Here is a 21,537-nt window from a genome sequence, read left to right as displayed (position 1 = left end):
GTCAGTCCGCGCCGTGAACGGGGATCCGCCGGAACTCGATCGTTTCGTACGGCCCCTTCGCCCCGGTCTCGTAGAGGATCCCGGCCTTGCCGCCGGGCAGTTGTACCAGGTCGCTGTAGGCCGCCTTCCGCCAGGACAGGGTCAGCATCTTGGTGAAGGTCGCCCCGTCGTCGGTGCTGCGCCAGACGGCCATCGCCTGGCGCGCGGTGGGCACGGAGGGCCCGGAGAAGAGCAACGGGGCATGTGGGCCGTGGAGTTGGAGGACGCTGCCCTGGACGACGGGGACGTCGTCCAGGGTGTGCTGCACGGCGTAGGGGCGGTCCAGCGTTCGGCCGCCGTCGCGGGAGTAGCTGTCGAGACGGTTCCCGGGGCTGCTGCCCATCTGGTCCCGCGCGCTGAAGTAGAGCCGCCCGTCGGGGAGCTGGGTCGCGCTGCTCTCGTTGGAGTTGACGTATCCGTCGGGGGAGTCGTCGCGGAAGCCCAGATGCCACGTCCTGCCGCCGTCGTCCGAGTAGATCGCGTGCGCGCCGTAGTACTTGGCCTCCCGCCCGGTGTCGGAGGAGCCGGGGAGCGGCGCGGCGGAGTGGTTGGCGGGCACGACGAGACGTCCGGCGTGCGGGCCCCGGGTGAGGGCGACCGCGTGACCGGGGCCGGTGGCGTACCACCGCCAGTCCGGGCGCTTCACCTCGGGCGTGATCTCCCGTGGTGCCGAGAAGTGCCGTCCGTCGTCCCCGCTCGTCTGCACGAAGACGCGGCGGCTCCGGGCGGGTGTCACCTCGCCGCGCATGATCTGCGCCTCGCTCACCGCACCGCTGTTGTAGGAGGTGACGAGGACGATCCGGCCGGTTGACGGGTCCACGACCGGCGCCGGGTTGCCCCGGGTGTTCCCCCGGCCGGCGGCGACGATCGCGAGGGGCCCCCAGGTGCAGCCGCCGTCGGAGGACCGTCTCAGCACGACGTCTATGTCCCCGCTGTCCCCGGCTCCGCTCCGCCGCCCCTCGGCGAAGGCGAGTACGGTGCCCTTGCCCGTGACGACCGTCGCCGGGATCCGGTAGGTGTGGTAGCCGCCCCGCCCGGCGGTGTACGGCACCGAGGAGAGGCAGCCGCCGCGGTGCGGATGCGGTACGAAGGACGCCGCCTGCGTCACCGGGAGGACGCTGAGCAGCCCGGCGGCGACCGTCGCTCCGACGGCGGTGCGACGGGTGAGGGTCATGGCATGCTCCCTGCACTGTGGGGCCCGGGACGTGGGATGTCCCGTCGTGATCAATGTGCCACGGATGCCACGGCGGTAGACCTGCCGGGCAGGGGCTCTGGTGTGCGGTCAGGCCCTCCTGTGGAGTACGCGCAGGGCCGTGCGCAGGCGGAGCCAGTGGCCGGTGGCGAGGCAGAGCAGGGCGTAGCGGGGTATCAGGCGTTCCACGGGGCGGCTGTCCCGGCCGAGGATGCGGATGCCGTCCTGGAGGGCCGTTCCGTACAGGGCCACGGCACGGTGCGGTTGCAGCGCCCAGAGGGTGGCGTAGGCGACGCCGCAGCGCGCGTACCAGGCCAGGAGGTGGTCTGTGCCGTGCACACGGGCACGGTCGGCGGCCAGCACCGTGTACTCGCCGACGGCGGTGCGCAGGCGGCCGGTCCGGCGGTCCGTCGCGGCGACCAGCCAGCGGGACTCGAGTGTCCAGGGGTGGTCGGGCCCGTAGAGCCGCTCGTAGTCGGCGCAGCGGGCGCGGGCGGCCTCGCGCGCCGCGCGCCAGCGGCCGGAGAGCCAGAGCGCCTGCGTCCACCAGTACCGCTGTTCGAGGGGGGCACGGTGATCCGAGCCGAAACGGGCGGTCAGATCCGCCAGCAGGCGCCGCTGGACCACGGCGTTGCGACGGACGAGGCCGACCGAGGCGTAGGCGTGGCCCAGCAGGCGGTGTGCACCTGTCACGTCCCAGCTCCATGAACCGGACCGGGTCTCGCAGGCCCGGAGCACTCGGCGGCGGATACGCAGCGCCTTGAAGCGGCGCTGCACGGCGCGGTGTCCGTCGGCCACCCGGCCGAGCAGATACACCGTGTACGGGTGTTCGGCCCCCATGAGGCGCCGGGCTCCGGTCTCCACCTCCCGGGTCAGGCGCCGGGCCTCACGTCCGCGCCCGAGTCCGGCGAGCGCCAGGGCGTGTTCGGAACGGGCCGCCAGGGTCAGCACATTGTCGGGACCGTACAGCCGTTCGCTGTCGGCCATCACCCGCTCCGTGACGGCGAGTTGCTCCCGGTGGCGCTCCGCCTCACCGTACGCCGTGGCGAGCCAGCGGCGCGCCAGCACGGCGGCCTGATGGTCGGCGCCCAGGACGCGGTTCACGTCCTCGACGACCCTGCGGTGGACCGCGAGCGCCTCGTCGTGTTCCTGGCACCAGGTGAGCACGTCGGCGAGGTCGCTGCGGGCCCATACGACGTTGAGGTGGTCGTCGCCGTAGGCCCGGAGGTTCTCCCGCAGGTTCTCCGCGCGCAGCTCTCGGGCCCGGTCGGGCCGGCCTTCCTCCAGCAGCACCCGGGCCAGGCGTCCTCGCGAGGAAAGCGTCCGCGGGTGGCCGGGACCGAAGATCCGCGCGGCGGCCCGCACCGTCCACTCCAGCAGCGCGACCGCCTCCGGATACCGGGCGGCGTCCCTCAGCGCGTCGGCAAGCGCGATCCGGGCGTCGAAGGTCTGGGGGTGCGAGGGCCCGCGGACCCTCTCGTGGTCGGCGAGAACGCCCAGCGCGTAGTCGACCGCTTCCTGGAGGCGACCGGCCTGGGCGCACAAAGAGATGTGGACACGGCGCTCGTCGAAGGTCGGGGGTGCCTCGCTGCCGAGCAGCCGCTCCAGGTCCGCGAGCAGCACCACATGGGCCTCGTAGGCCTCTTCGGGCCGCCACGCCTGGTCGAGCGACCAGACCAGTCGCCGGCGCGCCAGGAGCACGCGCCCGTCGTCCGGGCCGTGCAGGGCGGTGCGTTCCTCGACCAGCCTCCCGAACAGGGCGATGGCCTCCTCCTGGCGCCCCGCGTACAGCAGGCACGTGGCGAGGGTGTCGCGGATCTCGAGCATCTCCGGGGACCCGGGGCCGAAGAGGCGCTCGGCGTCCTCCACCGCACGCGCCGCGGCGGCGAGGCCCTCCCCGTGCAGGCCCGCGTCGACGCATTGGAGCGCGAGGCTGTTGCGGGCCCAGACGGTCTCGGGGGCGTCGGTACCGTGCTCCGCCTCGCTTTCCCGAAGGTGGCGGCGGAGCAGAGCGACGCCCTCCTCGGCCCGGCCCACCTCCTGGAAGGTGTCGGCCAGGCTCTGCAGGGAGTCCAGCGTGGAGCGTGAAGCTCCCCCGGCCGTCGGCCAGTCGGCGCGCAGCCGTTCCAGGAGGGACACCGCCTCGGCCCACCGCCCTGCCGCGGCGTAGACGTGCGCTAGATCGTCGAGGGCGGTCCTGCTGCGTTCGTGGTCCGGGCCGTAGAGCCGGCGCACGTCCTGCTCCAGCTGCTCGTACATCGGTACGGACAGCTCGTAGACCGCCGCCGACCGGTACGACCGCGCGAGGTGGCGGCGGGCCCCGAGCGTGCTCTCGTCCTCGGGGCCGAGGCACCTGTCGCAGATCTCCAGCAGTCGCCGGTAGGCGGCGATGGCCTGCCGGGCGCGGCCCGACCAGGCGTACATGTCCCCTTCGAGCCGGAGCGCCAGCCGGGAGGCGGCCGCTTCCTCGCCGAGCGCCTCCTCGCAGTCCCGCCGTGTCTCACCGGCCCACTCCACCGCCCGCGCCAATGCCCCGACATGGCCGAGGTGGTCGTAGGCCGCCCAGCGCCGCAGACCCACCAGGGCGTTCTGCACCTCCTGGTCGTACGACGCCAGGTCTCCGCGCGCCACCGACCACAGCGCACCGATCTGGTCGACGAGCTGCCCCGCGAACTCCCGGCGCTCCCATGCCTCCTCCTCCGGCACGATCACCTCGTGCAGGTGCCGGACCACGGCCCCCACCACCGGCCGCAGTGCCTCCCCGGCTCGCTCCCGCACCACCCGCTGCACCAGCCGGTGCACGCTCACCGCGTCCGCGCCGGCGTCCGTGACGAGCGACGCCTGGGCCAGGGCGCCCAGGCCCGCCTCCACCTCGGCGCTGTCACCGGCCCCGGCCTCCTTCGCCACACCGCGGAGCACGTCCCGGGGCACACCGGAGGGTGCCAGGACCGACAGCGCCTCCAGCAGCAGCCCCACCACCGGGTGCCGCTGCCCGACCTGCTCCGCCGCCAGCAGCACGGCTTCGGCCACGCCGTGCGGGTACCGCTCGCCCGGCACCTTCTCCAGCACCGTCCGCAGTGGATACGCCCGCAACCGCTCCAGATAGGCCCGATAGCCGGTCCCGCGCGCCCGGATGACGTACGCGGCCTGTGCCAGCGCCAGCGGCAGCCGCCCCAGCTCCTCCGCCACGTCACGCGCACCGTCGTCCGCAGGCACCCCCGTCCGCCGGCTCAGGAAGTCCAGGGCCTCCTCCTCGGTGAACACGGTGACGTCCACGCGAGCCCCGGCGAGGTTCTCGAACGCCTGCGAGGTGGTGGTCACGACCACCTGAGCCCGCCCGGCCGTCGGCAGCCGGCCCGCGATCTCGTCCGGGTCGGTCGCGTTGTCCAGGACCAGAAGGCACGGGTCGGGGTTCCGGGCGATCCAGGTGAGGGCCGCCCGGGCGGCCGCGGGCGCGTCGTCGTCGGCCGCCCGCACCCCCAGCTGGGCGGCCAGCTCGGCGAGCCCGGAAGTCAGCTGACCGCCGTCCTCCGCCGTGATCCAGGCGACCACGGGCCAGCCCTCCTCGATGCGGCGCCGGGCGTAGGCGGCGGCCAGCTGGGTCTTGCCCACCCCTCGGGCGCCGGTGACCGCGTGGACCACCGTCAGTCCGTGCCGCCCGGTGGCCTCGGCGAGCTCGTCGAGCAGGTCCGCCCGGGGTTGGAAGCCGACCGGTTCCCGGGGCAGGTCGCCCATGCGGATGCGGAGCGGGGGCGGATCCTTCGGCGGGGCCGCGACGGTGACCGTCGCGTTCGGGAACTCCAGCCGGGACACCGGTGAGGCCGGTTCGGTGGTCCCGGCGGCCCGTGGCACCCACCAGGCGCCCCAGGCCCCGCCCACGGTGGCCGCGACGGTGGCCGCCGCGACCCCGACGGCCACGCGGTTGTCGTCGGACGTCGGCAGCAGCGGCACTCCGGCGGCGTAGAAGAACAGAAAGACGCCCGCGAACGCCAGGACGTTCAGCACCACCACCAGCGCCCAGCGCATGCCGTGCCTCACGAGCTCCCCCTCGTCCCCCAGCACGTACCGGTACGACGATTGTGCCCCGCCGATCGCACGGCAAGGCCGGTGGGGAAGGAGGTTCCGAGAGGCAGGGAGCGGGCCGGTGACGGGCCGTCGGATTCCGCTACGAGGGTGTGCGTGCCGCCGCCAGCAGGCGGGCCACGTCGTCCGAGCAGATCGTCAGGGCCGCGCCGACCGTGGTGAGGACCTCGCGTTCGGCGGGGGTGTAGGGACCGTCCGCGAGGGCGATCCGGGCGCCCTGGAGGAGGATCGACTCACGGCCGGTGGCGGCGAGGTGCGGGGCCAGGGGGTCCAGCGCCTCGTGCAGCTCTATGGCCAGGCTTGCGCCGCCCGGCTCACCGCAGACCCGGCCGGTGTCGGCGTTCAGGGCCTCGACCAGTGCGCCGAGCCCGTCCGTCGTGCAGTCCTCGAAGCCGGCGCAGCGGACGGCGGTGGCGGCCGTCTCCAGGGCCGTGCGGGAGCAGCTGCCGCCCGCGGCGAGGACCGCGAGGGCCACGGTGTGGACGGCGTCGCGGAGCATCGCGGAGAAGCGGGTCGTGGTGGGGTGGTCCAGGACGTCCGTGCCGTAGTGGCGGCCGCAGGCCGCGCACTCCACGACCGGGCCCGTCTCGCCGCGCGGCAGGACCGGGACGCCGACGAGGGCGAGGCGGCGGCGTCCGGTGAGGCGCTGGTAGTTGCGGTCGCCCCCGCAGCCGGGGCAGAAGAACTCACCGTCGCCGACGGCGGTCCACGCGGTACGGATGCCCAGAACCTGCGAAACACGGCCCCTGCGGACTCCTCGGCCGTTGCGTCCCCGTCCTGGCAGCACGTCGCACCTCCCTCGCCACGCGGCATCATCGCCGCGCTGGCGTGATGTTAGCCACATTGTTGATGCGGAGTCAGTACCCCGGACGAGACCTCTCCGTGATCTTCGGCCGAAATGGCTGGTCCACGACGTGGCCCCGCCCGCCCTGAAGGGCGGACGGGGCCGGGAACGTGCCGGTCAGAGGGTCAGCGGGCGGCGCGGTTCACCGCGGAGACGACGGCCTTCAGCGAGGCACGTGTCGTATTCGCGTCGATGCCGATGCCCCACAGGACCTTGCCGTCGATCGCGCACTCGATGTACGAGGCGGCCTGCGCGGAGGCGCCCTCGCTCATGGTGTGCTCCTGGTAGTCCAGCAGGCGTACGTCGATGCCGATGGACTGCAGCGCGTCGAAGAAGGCCGAGATCGGACCGTTGCCGGTGCCGGTGAGGACGGTGTCCTCGCCGTCGACCGTGGCCTCGACCGTCAGCGTGTCGACGCCGTCCTTGTCGGTGGTCGTCTGGCCGGTCCTCACCTGGATGCGGCCCCACGGGTTGTCCGGGTTCGGCAGGTACTCGTCCTGGAAGACGCTCCAGATCTCCGTCGGTGTGACCTCGCCGCCCTCGGCGTCCGTCTTCGCCTGGATGATCTTCGAGAACTCGATCTGCATCCGGCGCGGCAGCTCCAGCTTGTGGTCGTTCTTCAGGACGTAGGCGATGCCGCCCTTGCCGGACTGGGAGTTCACGCGGATGACCGCCTCGTAGGAGCGGCCGACGTCCTTGGGGTCGATGGGCAGGTACGGCACCGCCCACTCGATGTCGTCGACGGTCTTGCCCTGGGCGGCCGCGTCGGCCTCCATGGCGTCGAAGCCCTTCTTGATGGCGTCCTGGTGGGAGCCGGAGAAGGAGGTGTAGACGAGGTCGCCGATGTACGGGTGGCGCGGGTGGACCTCCATCTGGTTGCAGTACTCCCAGGTACGGCGGATCTCGTCGATGTGGGAGAAGTCGATCTGCGGGTCCACGCCCTGGGAGAAGAGGTTCATGCCCAGGGTGACCAGGTCGACGTTGCCGGTGCGCTCACCCTGGCCGAACAGACAGCCCTCGACGCGGTCGGCGCCGGCCATCACGGCCAGCTCGGCGGCGGCCACGGCGGTGCCGCGGTCGTTGTGCGGGTGGGCCGACAGGCACACGAACTCGCGGCGGGAGAGGTTGCGGTGCATCCACTCGAAGCGGTCCGCGTGGGTGGAGGGCGTCGAGCGCTCCACGGTGGCGGGCAGGTTGAGGATGATCTCGCGGTCCGGGCCCGGCTGCCAGACGTCCATGACCCCCTCGCAGACCTCGAGGGCGAAGTCCAGCTCGGTGTCGGTGAAGATCTCGGGGCTGTACTGGTAGCCGAACTCCGTCTCGGGGCCCAGCAGCTTCTCCGCGTACTCCATCACCAGGCGGGTGCCGTCGACGGCGATCTGCTTGATGTCGTCCTGGGAGCCTCGGAAGACGACCCGGCGGAACACCGGGGCGGTCGCGTTGTAGAGGTGGACGTTCGCCCGCCTGGCGCCCTTCAGGGACTCGACGGTCCGCTCGATCAGGTCCTCGCGGGCCTGGGTCAGTACGGAGATCGTCACGTCGTCCGGGATGGCGCCCTCTTCCTCGATGATCGAGCGCACGAAGTCGAAGTCGGTCTGGCCGGAGGCCGGGAAGCCGATCTCGATCTCCTTGTAGCCCATCTTCACCAGCAGGTCGAACATCGCCCGCTTGCGGACCGGGGACATCGGGTCGATCAGGGCCTGGTTGCCGTCGCGCAGGTCGGTGGAGAGCCAGCGCGGGGCGCGGCTGATCCGCTGGTCGGGCCACATACGGTCGGGGATGTCGACCTGCTCGTACGGGCGGTACTTGTGGATCGGCATGGACGTGGGCTGCTGGCGGTTCGCCATGGTGCGTGGGCTCCTCAGGGGTCCGGGAGGACGGCCGACGGCGCAGCGCCAAACTCCGCGGGGAGGGGGTCGGCCTCGACTACAGGCCCTCGCCGCGGCAGCTAAGGAGGAGCAGCCCGAAACGCATGATGCTCCGCATGCTAGTGGAGCCGCGCCCGGATGCGAGGGCTCGTATCAGTATGCGGGATCCGGGGAACTTTTCGGACATAAAGTGCGCCAGCTCACAGCGGAACGACTCCCCCTTCGGATCGCGACATCACCCCCACATCACTCCCATATCACCCCTTCACGGAGTGGACTCCCCCCTGTCGTCGCTTTTCACCAATCATGGTTGCGAGGGGTGACACTGGCGTCACGGAGTGCAATGGTGCCCGACATGAACACCAACGGGGGCTTTGAGCCCGTCTTCTGCACCATCGTGCCACCGCATGTCCTCGACAACCTCGCCCAGCACGAGGACTCCGCGCTCGCCACTCCCGCGCGCCGCACCCTGGAGCGGGACGCCCTGGAGCGCACCCGCCGCCGCCTGACCACGGTCATCGGCGCGCCCGCGGCGACCCCGCCCACGGCCGACGCCGGCGCGCCGCACCGCACGGTCTACGACGCCGGACACCGGGAGACCCTGCCCGGCACCAAGGTCCGCGGCGAGGGCGACGAGGCCGGCGGGGACGCCACCGTCAACCGGGCGTACGCGGGCCTCGGCGCCACCTTCGAGCTGTATCTGACGGCGTACGGCCGCGACTCCATCGACGGCAAGGGCCTGCCGCTGGACGCGACCGTGCACTTCGGCGAGAACTACGACAACGCCTTCTGGAACGGCGAGCAGATGGTGTTCGGCGACGGTGACGGCGAGATCTTCCTCGACTTCACCCTCCCGATCGACGTCATCGGCCACGAACTCACCCACGGCGTCACGCAGTACACGGCGAATCTGGCCTACTTCGGCGAATCGGGCGCCCTCAACGAGTCGATGTCGGACGTCTTCGGCTCGCTGATCAAGCAGTACTCGCTCGGCCAGAGCGCCGCCGAGGCCGACTGGCTGATCGGTGCCGGGCTGCTCGCCCCGCGCGTCACCGGCAAGGCGCTGCGCTCGATGAAGGAACCGGGCAGCGCGTACGACGACGACGTGCTCGGCAAGGACCCGCAGCCGGGGACGATGGACGGCTATGTGCACACCAGCCGGGACAACGGCGGGGTGCACATCAACTCCGGGATCCCCAACCACGCGTTCTACCTGGTCGCCACCGAGCTCGGCGGACACGCCTGGGAGCGGGCCGGGCAGATCTGGTACGACGTGCTGACCGGCGGGGAGCTGGAGACGCACGCGACCTTCGCGGACTTCGCGCGGCTGACGGTGACGGCGGCCGTGAACCGCTACCGCGAGGGCGCGGAGCAGGAGGCCGTGCTCAAGGCCTGGGAGCAGGTCGGGGTGCCGGCCACGTAGCCCCGGGCGCCCGTCTCGTACTAGACAGGTCCCATGCGTATTCGGGTGAGGCGTACGGGCGGGTTCGCGGGCATCGAGCGCCTGGCCGAGGTGGACACCTCGGGACGGGCGGACGCTCAGGAGTGGCACACCCTGGCCGAGCGGGCACTGGCCGCCGGCCGGGGTGTGCCGCCGGCCGGGGTGCCGGACGGCTTCGGTTATGAGATCACCGTGGACGGCAAGACCGTGTACTGCGCGGATCCCCGGCTGAGCGAGGAGCAGCGGACGCTGGTCTCACGTGTGCTGAAGGAAGGTGCCTGAACCCGCCGCCTGCGAGGCAACCGGCAGTTCGCGCCTGCCCGTTGACTTCCGTTACCGGCGGTAAGGATGATCCGGCGCATGGTGACGAACCCGATACCCCAGTTCCCGGCCGGCTTCCTGTGGGGCGTGTCGACCTCGGCCCACCAGATCGAGGGGGCGGCCGACGCGCGGGAACCCTCCGTGTGGGACGTGTTCACCGCGGAGCCGGGCCGGGTGAAGGACGGCTCGACCGCCGCGGTGGCCTGCGACCACTACCACCGTTACCGCGAGGACGTGGCCCTCCTGGCGGACCTCGGTGTGGACGCGTACCGCTTCTCGGTCTCCTGGCCCCGGGTGAACTCCCCCGGCGGCCTGGACTTCTACGACCGCCTGGTCGACGAGCTGTGCGCAGCGGGCGTACGGCCGGTGGTGACCCTCTTCCACTGGGATCTGCCGGTCACCCTGGACTGGCTGGAGCGGGACACGGCGTCCCGGTTCGCCGACTACGCGTCGGCCGTCGCCGGGCGGCTCGGCGACCGTGTGGCCAAGTGGATCACCCTGAACGAGCCCGCCGAGCACACCTTGCTGGGCCATGCGCTGGGTGCCCACGCACCGGGCAGGCGGCTGATGTTCGATGCGCTGCCGGTGGCCCATCACCAGCTGCTGGCCCATGGTCTGGCCGTACGGGCCCTGCGTGCGGCCGGGGCGGGTGACATCGGGATCGCCAACTCCCACGGCCCGACGTGGCCGGCGTCCGCAACGCCGGAGGACATGGCGGCCGCGGAGTTCTACGACGTCCTGCTCAACCGGCTGTTCTCCGACCCCCTGCTGCTGGGCCGCTACCCCGAGGGCATCGGCGAGCTGATGGCCAAAAGCCCCGAGGACGTCGCGACCGACCTCAAGGTGATCGCGGAACCGGTCGACTGGTACGGGATCAACTACTACGCGCCGACACGGGTGGGCGCCCCGCAGGGCGAGGAGATCGCGTTCGGCGGCCTCTCCCTCCCTTCGGAACTCCCCTTCTCCGTCCGGGAGATCGAGGGCCGCCCGGTGACGGACTTCGGCTGGCCGGTGGTCCCCGAGGCGCTGACCGAGCTGCTCACCGGCTTCCGCGAGCGCTACGGCGACCGGCTCCCGCCCGTCGTCGTCACCGAGAACGGCTGCTCCTGCGAGGGCGTCGAGGACCGGGAGCGCATCGCCTATCTGGACGGGCACATCCGGGCGCTGCACCGGGCGGTGGAGGCGGGGGTCGACGTACGCGGCTACTTCGTGTGGTCGTTGCTGGACAACTTCGAGTGGGCCGAGGGGTACGCGCGCCGCTTCGGCCTGGTGCACGTGGACTACACGACGCTGGAGCGGACCCCGAAGGCCTCGTACGGGTGGCTGCGGGATCTGCTGCGGGCGCGGAGATGACGACGGCCGACCGGTCCGCCGATCGGTCCGCGGACGCCCTCGCCGAGCCCGTCGAACGGGTCGGCCGGGGCTGGATCTCGGCCCTGTCGCTGGCCAACGGCGCGATCTGGGTGGGCTGGTACGGCCCGTTGCAGATCCTGCTCGCGTCTCAGGCGAAGGACTTCGCACCCGGCGCCGGTATGCCCAAGGAGACGTTGCTGGCCTGGGTGACGGGAGCGGGCGCGGTGGTGTCGCTGGTCGCGAATCCGTTCTTCGGCGCGCTGTCGGACCGCACGACGGCGCGACGGGGCCGCCGTACGCCGTGGATCGTGGCGGGGGTGGCGGGCGGAGCGCTGTCGCTTCTGCTGCTGGCCGGGGCGAGCGGCCCGTGGACCATGGCGCTGGGCTGGTGCCTGGTGCAGCTGACGCTGAACGCGGCTTTCGCGGCGGTGACGGCGGCGGTGCCGGACCGGGTGCCGCGGCTCCAGCGGGGCTCGGTGGGCGGCTGGCTGGGGGCGGCGCAGATCCTCGGGGTGGTCGGCGGGACGGGCCTTGCGACGGCGGCCGGGGGCATCGGAGCCGGCTATGCGGCGTGCGCGGTGTTCACGGTGGTGGGCGTGCTGCCGTACGTCCTGCGCCACCAGGACCTGCGGCTGGCGGACGAGGACCGGCCGCCCTGGCACTGGCGGGGCTTTTTCGCGGGCTTCTGGCTGAGCCCGCGCCGCCACCCCGACCTCGGCTGGGCGTGGCTGACACGCTTCCTGATCAACCTGAGCAACTCCCTCGTCCTGCTCTACCTCCTCTACTACCTGCGGGACCGCGTCGGCTACCACGACCCTGACAAGGGTGTGCTGATCCTCACCGCGGTCAACGGGGTCACGCTCCTCGCCACCGTGGTCGTCGGCGGCGTCCGGTCGGACCGGGTGGGCCGCCGCAAGCCGTTCGTGGTCTGGTCCGGAGTGCTGATGGCGGTCGCGACGGCCGCTCTGTCGGGCTGGCAGACCTGGCCGGGCACGGTCGTCGCGGCGGCGGTGCTCGGTGTGGGTTTCGGGGTGTTCACCTCGGTGGACTTCGCGCTGATGACGGACGTCCTGCCGAAGGCCCTGGACCGCGGCAAGGATCTGGGGGTGATCAACGTCGCCAATGCCCTCCCCCAGGTCGCGGCCCCGGCCCTGGCCGCACCGATCGTCACGTACCTGGGCGGGTACCGGGTGCTGTACCTGGCGGCGGCGGCGATCGGACTGGCCGGGGCGGTGCTGGTGGGGCGGATCAGGGGGGTGGAGTGAAAGCCCGGACACAGGGTGCCATACCTGACCGCCACGGAGCGGCGCCGGCGGTCGGGCCGGTGCCACAGGTGGTGTCGTACAAGCACACGGAAAAGCCCTACGGCTCTGTCAGCGCCGCGTCGTACTCTTGAAACCGCGAGGCCGCCCTCAACTGCGCGGCCCTACGGAGGAGGAATCGCAGGCCTACAGAGCCGGCCCATGACTCAGACACCCACAGCTCACACCCCCGCGCAGGGGGAGGCGAGAACGCAGATCACCGTCCCCGCACAGCACCCCATGGTGATGGTGCTGGGTTCCGGGGATTCCCTGCTGCGCGTGATCGAGACGGCCTTCCCGGGGGTCGACATCCACGTCCGGGGCAACGAGATCAGCGCGGTCGGCGACCCGGTGGACGTCGCCCTGATCCAGCGCGTGTTCGCAGAGATGATGCTGGTGCTCCGCACCGGGCAACCGATGACGGAGGACGCAGTGGAACGCTCGATCGCCATGCTCCGCGCGAGCGACAACGGTGAGGGCGACGGACCGGAGACCCCGGCCCAGGTGCTGACGCAGAACATCCTGTCCTCCCGTGGCCGCACCATCCGGCCCAAGACGCTCAACCAGAAGCGGTACGTGGACGCGATCGACAAGCACACGATCGTCTTCGGCATCGGCCCCGCCGGCACCGGCAAGACCTACCTCGCCATGGCCAAGGCGGTCCAGGCCCTGCAGTCCAAGCAGGTCAACCGGATCATCCTGACCCGTCCGGCCGTCGAGGCGGGCGAGCGTCTCGGTTTCCTGCCCGGCACGCTGTACGAGAAGATCGACCCGTATCTGCGCCCGCTGTACGACGCGCTGCACGACATGATCGACCCCGATTCCATTCCGCGGCTGATGGCCGCCGGGACGATCGAGGTCGCACCGCTCGCGTACATGCGCGGCCGCACGCTCAACGACGCCTTCATCATCCTCGACGAGGCCCAGAACACGAGCCCCGAGCAGATGAAGATGTTCCTCACCCGCCTCGGCTTCGACTCGAAGATCGTGATCACGGGTGACGTGACCCAGGTGGATCTTCCGAACGGCACCAAGAGCGGTCTGCGGCAGGTGCAGGAGATCCTGGAGGGCGTCGAGGACGTCCACTTCTCCCGTCTGTCGTCCCACGATGTCGTACGGCACAAGCTCGTCGGCCGTATCGTCGACGCCTACGAGAAGTACGACAGCAAGAACGGCACCGAGAACGGCACCCACAAGGCCGCCCGCGGCAAGGCCGGACACGCGCACAAGGGGAAGTAGACCAGCACTGCCATGGCGATCGACGTCAACAACGAGTCCGGTACCGAGGTCGACGAGCAGGCGATCCTCGACATCGCCCGCTACGCGCTCGCGCGGATGCGCATCCACCCGCTCTCCGAGCTCTCGGTGATCGTCGTGGACGCCGACGCCATGGAGCAGCTGCACGTCCAGTGGATGGATCTGCCGGGCCCGACGGATGTCATGTCCTTCCCGATGGACGAGCTGCGGCCCCCGGCCAAGGACGACGACGAGCCCCCGCAGGGGCTGCTCGGTGACATCGTGCTGTGCCCGGAGGTCGCCGCCAAGCAGGGCGCCGAGGCAGCGACGCAGCACTCCATGGATGAGGAGCTCCAGCTCCTGACCGTCCACGGAGTGCTGCATCTGCTCGGCTACGACCACGAGGAGCCCGACGAGAAGGCCGAGATGTTCGGCCTCCAAGCCGCCATCGTGGACGGCTGGCGCGCGGAGAAGGGCCTGACCGGCCCGTCCCCGGCCCCGACCGTGTCATGAGCCTCCAGCTCGTCGTCGGCGCGGTCGCACTGGTCGTCGTCGCCTGGCTCGCCGCCTGCGCGGAGGCGGGCCTCGCGCGCGTCTCCAGCTTCCGCGCCGAGGAGGCCGTACGCAGCGGCCGGCGCGGCAGCGCCAAGCTCGCCCAGGTCGCCGCGGACCCGACCCGCTACCTCAATGTGGCGCTGCTGGTCCGGGTCGCCTGCGAGATGGCCGCGGCCGCGCTGGTCACCTACGCCTGTCTGAAGGAGTTCGCCGGGACCGCGGAGGCCCTGCTGGCCGCGATCGCCGTCATGGTGCTCGTGTCGTACGTCGCCGTCGGCGTCTCCCCGCGCACCATCGGCCGCCAGCACCCGCTGAACACGGCGACGGCGGCCGCGTACGTCCTGGTGCCGCTGGCCAGGATCATGGGCCCGATCCCGAACCTCCTCATCCTCCTCGGCAACGCCCTGACGCCCGGCAAGGGCTTCCGCCGCGGCCCCTTCGCCTCCGAGGCGGAGCTGCGCGCCCTGGTCGACCTGGCGGAGAAGGAGTCCCTCATCGAGGCCGAGGAGCGCCGCATGGTGCACTCGGTGTTCGAGCTGGGCGACACCCTCGTGCGGGAGGTGATGGTCCCCCGGACGGACCTGGTCGTCATCGAGCGCTACAAGACCATCCGTCAGGCGCTGACGCTGGCCCTGAGGTCCGGCTTCTCGCGCATCCCGGTCACCGGGGAGAGCGAGGACGACATCGTCGGGATCGTGTATCTCAAGGATCTGGTCCGCAAGACGCACATCAGCCGGGACGCCGAGTCGGAGCTGGTGTCCACCGCCATGCGGCCTGCCACCTTCGTGCCGGACACCAAGAACGCGGGCGACCTGCTGCGGGAGATGCAGAAGGAGCGCACCCACGTCGCGGTCGTCATCGACGAGTACGGCGGCACGGCCGGGATCGTCACCATCGAGGACATCCTGGAGGAGATCGTCGGCGAGATCACCGACGAGTACGACCGTGAGCTGCCGCCGGTGGAGGAGCTGGGCCACGACCGCTATCGCGTCACCGCCCGCCTCGACATCGGCGACCTCGGCGAGCTGTACGGGCTCGAGGCGTACGACGACGAGGACGTCGAGACGGTCGGCGGACTGCTCGCGAAGGCGCTCGGCCGGGTGCCGATCGCGGGGGCGTCGTCCGTGGTGGAACTCCCCGACGGCCGGGAGCTGCGGCTGACCGCGGAGGCCGCGGCGGGCCGCAGGAACAAGATCGTGACCGTGCTGGCGGAACCGGTGGGGCCGGCCGAGCCCCCCGAGGAGGACCGGCCGCAGCCGGAGTGAGCCCCTGAGGCCGCCCGGTCCGGGCGGCTTCGTATGCTCGGACCATGACCGACACCAACGCGCTCGACCCCGAGGACCGCAAGATCGTCACCCTGGCCCGTTCGGCCCGGGCCCGCAACGGTGTGCCCGAGGGTGCCGCCGTGCGCGACGAGACCGGGCGTACGTATGTGGCCGGAACCGTCGCCCTGGAGTCGCTGAAGCTGAGCGCCCTGCAGACCGCGGTGGCGATGGCGGTGGCGTCGGGCGCGAAGTCGCTGGAGGCGGCGGCCGTGGTCACGGAGGCCGGGTCCGCGTCCGCGGAGGACCGGGCGGCGGTGCGGGACCTCGGCGGTCCCGGGACGCCGGTGCTGGTGGCCGGCCCGGACGGCACGCTCCGCGCCACGCTCACGGCGGGCTGACGCGCCGTACGACGCCGGGGGGCCGCGCGCAGGCGCGGCCCCCCGGGTCAGAGCGCGTCGGGACCGCGCTCGCCCGTCCGCACCCGTACGACGGTCTCCACGGGCACCGCCCAGACCTTGCCGTCGCCGATCTTCCCGGTCTGCGCGGCCCTCACCACCGCCTCGATCACCATGTCGGCGTCCGCGTCCTCGACGACGACCTCGATACGGACCTTGGGCACGAGATCGACCCGGTACTCGGCGCCGCGGTACACCTCGGTGTGGCCGCGCTGACGGCCGTAGCCGCTGGCCTCGGTCACGGTCAGGCCGTGCACACCGAGTTCCTGGAGGGCCGTCTTGACCGCGTCCAGGCGGAAGGGCTTGACGACCGCGGTGATGAGCTTCATGCCTGGGAGCCGACCTTCTGCGTGACGGAGGGGACGGAGTGGGCGACCGGGGCGCCATGGCCCAGGACTCCGTGATCGTAGGCGGTCTCGGCGTGCACCGTAAGGTCCAGTCCGGTGTGCTCCTGCTCCTCGCTCGCGCGCAGGCCCATCACCTTGTCGATCGCCTTGCCGATCCCGTACGTCACCGCGAAGGCGTAGACCGCCACCACGGCCACGGCCAGCAGCTGCTTGCCGAGCAGGGCGGCCCCGCCCCCGTACAGCAGACCCTTCGTCCCGCCGGTCATCTCGCCGACCGCGAACAGGCCGATGAGCAGCGTGCCGATGACACCGCCGACCAGGTGAACACCGACGACGTCCAGCGAGTCGTCGTAGTTCAGCTTGAACTTCCAGCTCACGGCGTACGAGCAGACGACTCCGGCAGCCAGGCCCACGACCAGCGCGCCGAGCAGGGACACCGTGCCGCAGGACGGGGTGATGGCGACCAGGCCCGCGACCGCGCCGGACGCGGCGCCGAGCGTGGTGGGGTGGCCGTCGCGCTTCTGCTCGACGAAGAGCCAGCCGAGCAGGCCGGTGCAGCCGGCGGCGAGGGTGTTGAGGAAGGCCGCGGCCGCGAGGCCGTTCGCACCGAGCGCCGAGCCCGCGTTGAAACCGAACCAGCCGAACCACAGCAGCCCGGCCCCGAGCATCACCATCGGCAGGTTGTGCGGGCGCATGGCGTCCTTCTTGAAGCCGAGGCGGGGGCCGAGGACCAGGCACAGGGCGAGCCCGGAGGCACCGGAGGTGATCTCCACGGGCAGACCGCCGGCGAAGTCGAGGGCTCCGAGGCGGGCGAGGATCCAGCCGCCCGGGCCCCACACCCAGTGCGCGACCGGGACGTATACGAGCAGGGCCCACACCGGTACGAACACCAGCCACGCCCCGAACTTCGCGCGGTCCGCGACGGCGCCGCTGACGAGCGCCGCCGTGATGATCGCGAAGGTGAGCTGGAAGGTGGCGAAGAGCAGGGTGGGGACGCTGCCGTGCAGACTCTCCGGGCCGAGGCCCGCCATGCCGGCGTGCTTCAGGCCGCCGATCAGCCCGCCCGCGCTGTCGTCGCCGAAGGCCAGGGAGTACCCGGCGGCCAGCCACACCACCGTGACCAGGGCGATCGACACGAAGCTCATCATCAGCATGTTGAGGACGCTCTTCGTGCGGACCATACCGCCGTAGAACAGGGCCAGGCCCGGGGTCATCAGCAGGACGAGGGCGGTGGCGGCGAGCAGCCAGGCGGTGTCGCCGGTGTCGAGGGCGGGGGCCTTGCCGGCGGCCAGGTGGGCGATCTCCACGGGCGGGTCTCCTCGGGGTACGGGGCTCGTCCGAGGGTCACCGTCGCGCGTTTCCGGTTGCGTACGGGTGTGTTTCCGTGACGTTTCGTGTTGCGTCGCTGTTTCCGCAAGCTCACCGGGCCCGGCGTGCGGACAACCGTGCGGTGGGGCTCTGTGGATCAGGGAGAATGGGCGCCATGAGCGTGCGCAGCCAGTCTTCCGAGCCTACCGAGGCCGTCCACCGGGCGGGCTTCGCCTGTTTCGTGGGCCGCCCCAACGCGGGCAAGTCCACCCTCACGAACGCTCTCGTCGGGCAGAAGGTGGCGATCACCTCGAACCGGCCGCAGACGACGCGGCACACGGTACGGGGCATCGTGCACCGGCCGGATGCGCAGCTGATCCTGGTCGACACCCCTGGTCTGCACAAGCCGCGGACGCTGCTCGGCGAGCGGCTCAACGACGTGGTGCGCACGACATGGGCCGAGGTGGACGTGATCGGCTTCTGTCTGCCCGCCGACCAGAAGATCGGCCCCGGTGACCGCTTCATCGCCAAGGAGCTGGCGGGGATCAGGAAGACACCGAAGGTCGCGATCGTCACCAAGACGGACCTCGTGGACTCCAAGGCTCTCGCCGAGCAGCTGATCGCCATCGACCGGCTGGGCAAGGAGCTGGGGATCGAGTGGGCGGAGATCGTGCCCGTGTCGGCGGTCGGGGACAGGCAGGTGGAGCTGCTGGCCGACCTGCTGATCCCGCTGCTGCCCGAAGGGCCCGCGCTCTACCCCGAGGGCGACCTGACGGACGAGCCGGAGCAGGTCATGGTGGCCGAGCTGATCCGGGAGGCGGCGCTGGAGGGCGTGCGGGACGAGCTGCCGCACTCCATCGCGGTGGTGGTGGAGGAGATGCTGCCGCGCGAGGACCGCCCGGCGGACAAGCCGCTCCTGGACATCCACGCGAACGTCTACATCGAGCGCCCCAGCCAGAAGGGGATCATCATCGGCCCCAAGGGCAAGCGCCTGAAGGAGGTCGGCATCAAGTCCCGCAAGCACATCGAGGCGCTGCTCGGCACCCCGGTGTTCCTGGACCTCCATGTGAAGGTGGCCAAGGACTGGCAGCGGGACCCCAAGCAGCTGCGGCGCCTGGGCTTCTGACGGCTGTCCGGGCCGCCGGCCGCCGCCCGGGCTGCCGAGCGGCGGCACATCGCCGCGCTCATGTCGATCTGCGGAACCCGATCGTGGGTACGGCACGCCGCCGCGGCCAGGGTTCCACGCACGCCTCCGGGACCAGCCGGTCGAGGAACGCGTACCGGCTGAGGGCCGCCGGGTCCTGGTCCTCGTAGGACTGCACCCGGCGCCACCACGCCGCGACCTCGGACCATCCGGGCGCCGACAGCGAGCCGCCGAACTCCTGCACCGACAGCGCGGCCGTCAGGCCCGCGAAGGCGAGACGGTCGGCCAGCGGCCACTCGGCCAGCGTGCCGGTCACGAAGCCCGCCACGAAGACGTCCCCCGCGCCCGTCGGATCCAGCGCCTCCACGGCGATCGCGGGCACGGCGGCGGTCGCCCCGGTGCGCCCGTCCACGGCGTACGCGCCCTCCGCGCCGAGGGTGACCACGACCAGCGGCACACAGGCGCTCAGCGCATGCGCGGCGGCGCGCGGGCAGTCGGTGCCCGTGTACCGCATGGCCTCCTCGGCGTTCGGCAGGAACGCCTCGCAGTGTTCGAGGTCGGCGAGGCCCGCGAGGTCCCAGGTACCGGTGTCGTCCCAGCCGACGTCGGCGAAGACACGGGTGCCCCGCTTGGCCGCCTCGGCGATCCAGGGGGCGCGCCGGCCCGGGGTCAGCGAGGCGACGGCGGCCCGGGCGGGGGGTGGGCAGGCGGGGATGGTTTCCTCCGGCGGCGGCTCGTGGCCGTGCGAGACCATGGTCCGCTCGCCCTCGTAGGCCATGGAGACGGTGACCGGGGAGTGCCAGCCGGGGACCCGCCGGGACGGCGAGAGGTCGATGCCCTCGCCTTGTTCCAGTTCGTCCCAGCAGTACTCGCCGTAGTGGTCGTCGCCGAACGCGGCGGCCAGGGAGGTCTTCAGGCCGAGTCGGGCCAGCGCGGTGGCCATGTTGGCGACACCGCCGGGGCTCGATCCCATCCCGCGCGCCCAGGACTCGGTGCCGCGCACGGGGGCGGAGTCGAGCCCGGTGAAGATGATGTCGAGGAACACCGTCCCCGTGAGGTACACGTCCCGCGGCGGGTCCCCCGGCGCGCGCAGGGCGGCCAGGGGGTCGACATGGGAGTGGTGGTGCGCTTCCTCCCCGAGGTGGGGATGGGGGTGCGGATCCTCTTCCATGCCGGTTCGGCGGTGCGGTCCCTCTCCGGTGGTGGTCACGGTGGGCTCCCTGACGTGGTGCGGATCCAGTCAGTGTGCACCACGTGTCACGGTTCGCGGCGTCGCTTCCCCGGAGCCGTTCCGCCTACCAGCGGGGCACCGCCGGAGTGACCCAGCCGGGATCCGCGACACGCATCGCCGCCTCGTCGTCGCGGTCGCGCAGGGTGCCGTCGTCGGCGAGCCAGCGTGCGTGGAGGGCGGCCAGCCGGTCGCGGTCCAGCGTGACGCCGAGACCGGGCGCGTCCGGTACGGCGATCCGGCCGCCCTCGAAGGAGAGGCGCTCGGTGACGACGTCCTCCGACTGCCAGGGGTAGTGGGTGTCGCAGGCGTGGTGGAGGTCGGGCACGGTCGAGGCGACATGGGTCATCGCGGCGAGGGAGATGCCGAGGTGCGTGTTGGAGTGCATGGACAGTCCCACCCCGAACGCCCTGCAGACGGCGGCGAGTTCCCGGGTGTTGCGCAGCCCGCCCCAGTAGTGGTGGTCGGACAGCAGGACCTGGACGGCGCCGCGTGTGAACGCCTCCTCGATCTCCGGGAAGGTGGTCACGCACATGTTGGTGGCGAGCGGCACATCGGTTCCCGCGGCGACCTCGGCCATCGCGGCCGTCCCGAGGGCGGGGTCCTCCAGGTATTCGAGGACGTCGCCCAGCTCCCGGGCCACCTTCAGGGAGGTCCGGACCGACCAGGCGCCGTTGGGGTCCAGACGCAGCGGGTGCCCGGGGAACGCCTCGGCGAGGGCGCGGATCGCGGCGATCTCCTCGTCGGGTGGGAAGACCCCGCCCTTGAGCTTGAAGGAGCCGAAGCCGTACCGCTCCTTGAACGCCCGGGCCTGGGCGACCACTCCCTCCGGGTCGAGCGCGGCACCCCAGTCGTCCTTCTCGCAGGCCACGCCCTCGGGATGGTCGGCCCACCGGTAGAACAGGTACGCGCTGTACTCGACCTCGTTGCGCACCTTGCCGCCGAGCAGCGCGTGCACGGGCAGTCCGAGCGCCTTGCCCTGGGCGTCGAGGCAGGCGACCTCGACGGCGGAGACGACGGACAGCCGCAGTTTGTCGGCGGTCTGGACCCCGCGCAGTCCGCCCATGTCGAGTCGGGCACCGGCCCGGGTGCGGTCGACGGCGACCTCGTCGGCGACGGCGGACAGCCCGTTGAGGTCGGTCACCTGACGGCCGGTCAGCCGCTGGGCGAAGGGCCGGGCCAGTCCGAGGTACCCGGTGTCGCCGTAGGTCTCGCCGACGCCCGTGGTCCCGTCGGCGGTCACCACCTCCACGATCAGCCGGGGCGTGTACGGCTGGTGGACACCCTGCGTGTTGAGCAGCGGCGGGTCGGCGACCAGGATCGGCGTCAGACGCACCTCGGCGATGGCGAGGTCACGGCGGGGCGGGGTGGGCACAGGGCGGCTCCTCTGTCTCCCCATCGAGGGCTGTCCATATATGAAAATGAAGACTATGTAGGTGAACCAGACCCGTCAATGGCACCATCAAGGGGGCGACGGCGGGGGCGACGACGAGGATGACCCGAAGGGGGCGACGCGGGGGGGCGCCACGGAGGCGACGCACCGGCGCTGAGCCTCCG

General features: G+C 71.8%; 17 protein-coding genes. 9 read left to right on the top strand and 8 right to left on the bottom strand.

The genetic code is table 11. From position 1 onward, the window contains the following. Position 1 precedes the first annotated feature (1 nt). The 4 genes from LZ604_RS04220 to leuA form a co-directional block, all read right to left on the bottom strand. Positions 2-1,213 carry a sialidase family protein gene (locus LZ604_RS04220; RefSeq protein WP_234512730.1) on the bottom strand — a complete coding sequence of 404 codons (1,212 nt, stop codon included), beginning with the start codon at positions 1,211-1,213 and terminating at the stop codon, positions 2-4. Positions 1,214-1,321: 108 nt separating this feature from the next. Further along, complete coding sequence (fxsT, locus tag LZ604_RS04215) at positions 1,322-5,269, bottom strand: FxSxx-COOH system tetratricopeptide repeat protein (protein ID WP_234512729.1); 3,948 nt, start codon at positions 5,267-5,269, stop codon at positions 1,322-1,324. A gap of 127 nt (positions 5,270-5,396) precedes the next feature. Then, on the bottom strand, positions 5,397-6,101 hold the full coding sequence (locus tag LZ604_RS04210) for a TerB family tellurite resistance protein (protein ID WP_234512728.1): 705 nt from the start codon (positions 6,099-6,101) through the stop codon (positions 5,397-5,399). Between the two features lie 182 nt (positions 6,102-6,283). After that, complete coding sequence (leuA, locus tag LZ604_RS04205) at positions 6,284-8,005, bottom strand: 2-isopropylmalate synthase (RefSeq protein WP_234512727.1); 1,722 nt, start codon at positions 8,003-8,005, stop codon at positions 6,284-6,286. Positions 8,006-8,381: 376 nt separating this feature from the next. Between leuA and LZ604_RS04200 the strand changes: the two genes are divergently transcribed. The 8 genes from LZ604_RS04200 (at position 8,382) to LZ604_RS04165 (ending at position 15,896) form a co-directional block, all read left to right on the top strand. After that, complete coding sequence (locus LZ604_RS04200) at positions 8,382-9,449, top strand: M4 family metallopeptidase (protein ID WP_234512726.1); 1,068 nt, start codon at positions 8,382-8,384, stop codon at positions 9,447-9,449. A 33-nt stretch (positions 9,450-9,482) separates the two neighbouring features. Further along, the gene (locus LZ604_RS04195) at positions 9,483-9,749 is read left to right on the top strand and encodes a protealysin inhibitor emfourin (protein ID WP_234512725.1); all 267 of its coding nucleotides are present in this window, start codon (positions 9,483-9,485) and stop codon (positions 9,747-9,749) included. Positions 9,750-9,815: 66 nt separating this feature from the next. Then, positions 9,816-11,141, top strand: coding sequence for a GH1 family beta-glucosidase (locus LZ604_RS04190; RefSeq protein WP_234512723.1), 1,326 nt, complete (start codon positions 9,816-9,818; stop codon positions 11,139-11,141). Beyond that, on the top strand, positions 11,138-12,406 hold the full coding sequence (locus LZ604_RS04185; protein WP_234512721.1) for an MFS transporter: 1,269 nt from the start codon (positions 11,138-11,140) through the stop codon (positions 12,404-12,406). The genes LZ604_RS04190 and LZ604_RS04185 overlap by 4 nt, the downstream gene beginning before the upstream one ends. 198 nt (positions 12,407-12,604) lie before the next feature. Next, entirely contained in the window at positions 12,605-13,681 is a 1,077-nt protein-coding gene (locus tag LZ604_RS04180; protein ID WP_234512718.1) for a PhoH family protein, read from the top strand. A 12-nt stretch (positions 13,682-13,693) separates the two neighbouring features. Next, complete coding sequence (gene ybeY, locus LZ604_RS04175) at positions 13,694-14,191, top strand: rRNA maturation RNase YbeY (RefSeq protein WP_234512716.1); 498 nt, start codon at positions 13,694-13,696, stop codon at positions 14,189-14,191. Then, positions 14,188-15,498, top strand: a complete 1,311-nt coding sequence (locus LZ604_RS04170) for a hemolysin family protein (RefSeq protein ID WP_234512715.1) — start codon at positions 14,188-14,190, stop codon at positions 15,496-15,498. The genes ybeY and LZ604_RS04170 overlap by 4 nt, the downstream gene beginning before the upstream one ends. 44 nt (positions 15,499-15,542) lie before the next feature. Further along, positions 15,543-15,896 (top strand): cytidine deaminase-like protein, encoded by a 354-nt coding sequence (locus LZ604_RS04165; protein WP_234512714.1) that lies wholly within the window; start codon positions 15,543-15,545, stop codon positions 15,894-15,896. Positions 15,897-15,943: 47 nt separating this feature from the next. Here LZ604_RS04165 and LZ604_RS04160 read toward each other — a convergent pair whose 3' ends face one another. Further along, complete coding sequence (locus tag LZ604_RS04160; protein WP_234512713.1) at positions 15,944-16,282, bottom strand: P-II family nitrogen regulator; 339 nt, start codon at positions 16,280-16,282, stop codon at positions 15,944-15,946. Continuing rightward, the gene (locus LZ604_RS04155) at positions 16,279-17,607 is read right to left on the bottom strand and encodes an ammonium transporter (RefSeq protein WP_308283560.1); all 1,329 of its coding nucleotides are present in this window, start codon (positions 17,605-17,607) and stop codon (positions 16,279-16,281) included. Before LZ604_RS04155 ends, LZ604_RS04160 begins: the two co-directional genes overlap by 4 nt. Before the next feature lie 167 nt (positions 17,608-17,774). Between LZ604_RS04155 and era the strand changes: the two genes are divergently transcribed. After that, positions 17,775-18,734, top strand: a complete 960-nt coding sequence (era, locus tag LZ604_RS04150; protein ID WP_234512712.1) for a GTPase Era — start codon at positions 17,775-17,777, stop codon at positions 18,732-18,734. Between the two features lie 58 nt (positions 18,735-18,792). Here era and LZ604_RS04145 read toward each other — a convergent pair whose 3' ends face one another. Further along, the gene (locus tag LZ604_RS04145) at positions 18,793-19,923 is read right to left on the bottom strand and encodes a carbohydrate kinase family protein (RefSeq protein ID WP_234513088.1); all 1,131 of its coding nucleotides are present in this window, start codon (positions 19,921-19,923) and stop codon (positions 18,793-18,795) included. Positions 19,924-20,047: 124 nt separating this feature from the next. Next, positions 20,048-21,379, bottom strand: coding sequence for a glucarate dehydratase family protein (locus tag LZ604_RS04140; RefSeq protein WP_234512711.1), 1,332 nt, complete (start codon positions 21,377-21,379; stop codon positions 20,048-20,050). Positions 21,380-21,537: the final 158 nt, after the last annotated feature.

Origin of the sequence: Streptomyces glomeratus (genome assembly GCF_021462825.1) — a bacterium.
Taxonomy (GTDB): domain Bacteria; phylum Actinomycetota; class Actinomycetes; order Streptomycetales; family Streptomycetaceae; genus Streptomyces; species Streptomyces glomeratus.
This window is presented reverse-complemented; position numbering and strand designations above follow the sequence as displayed.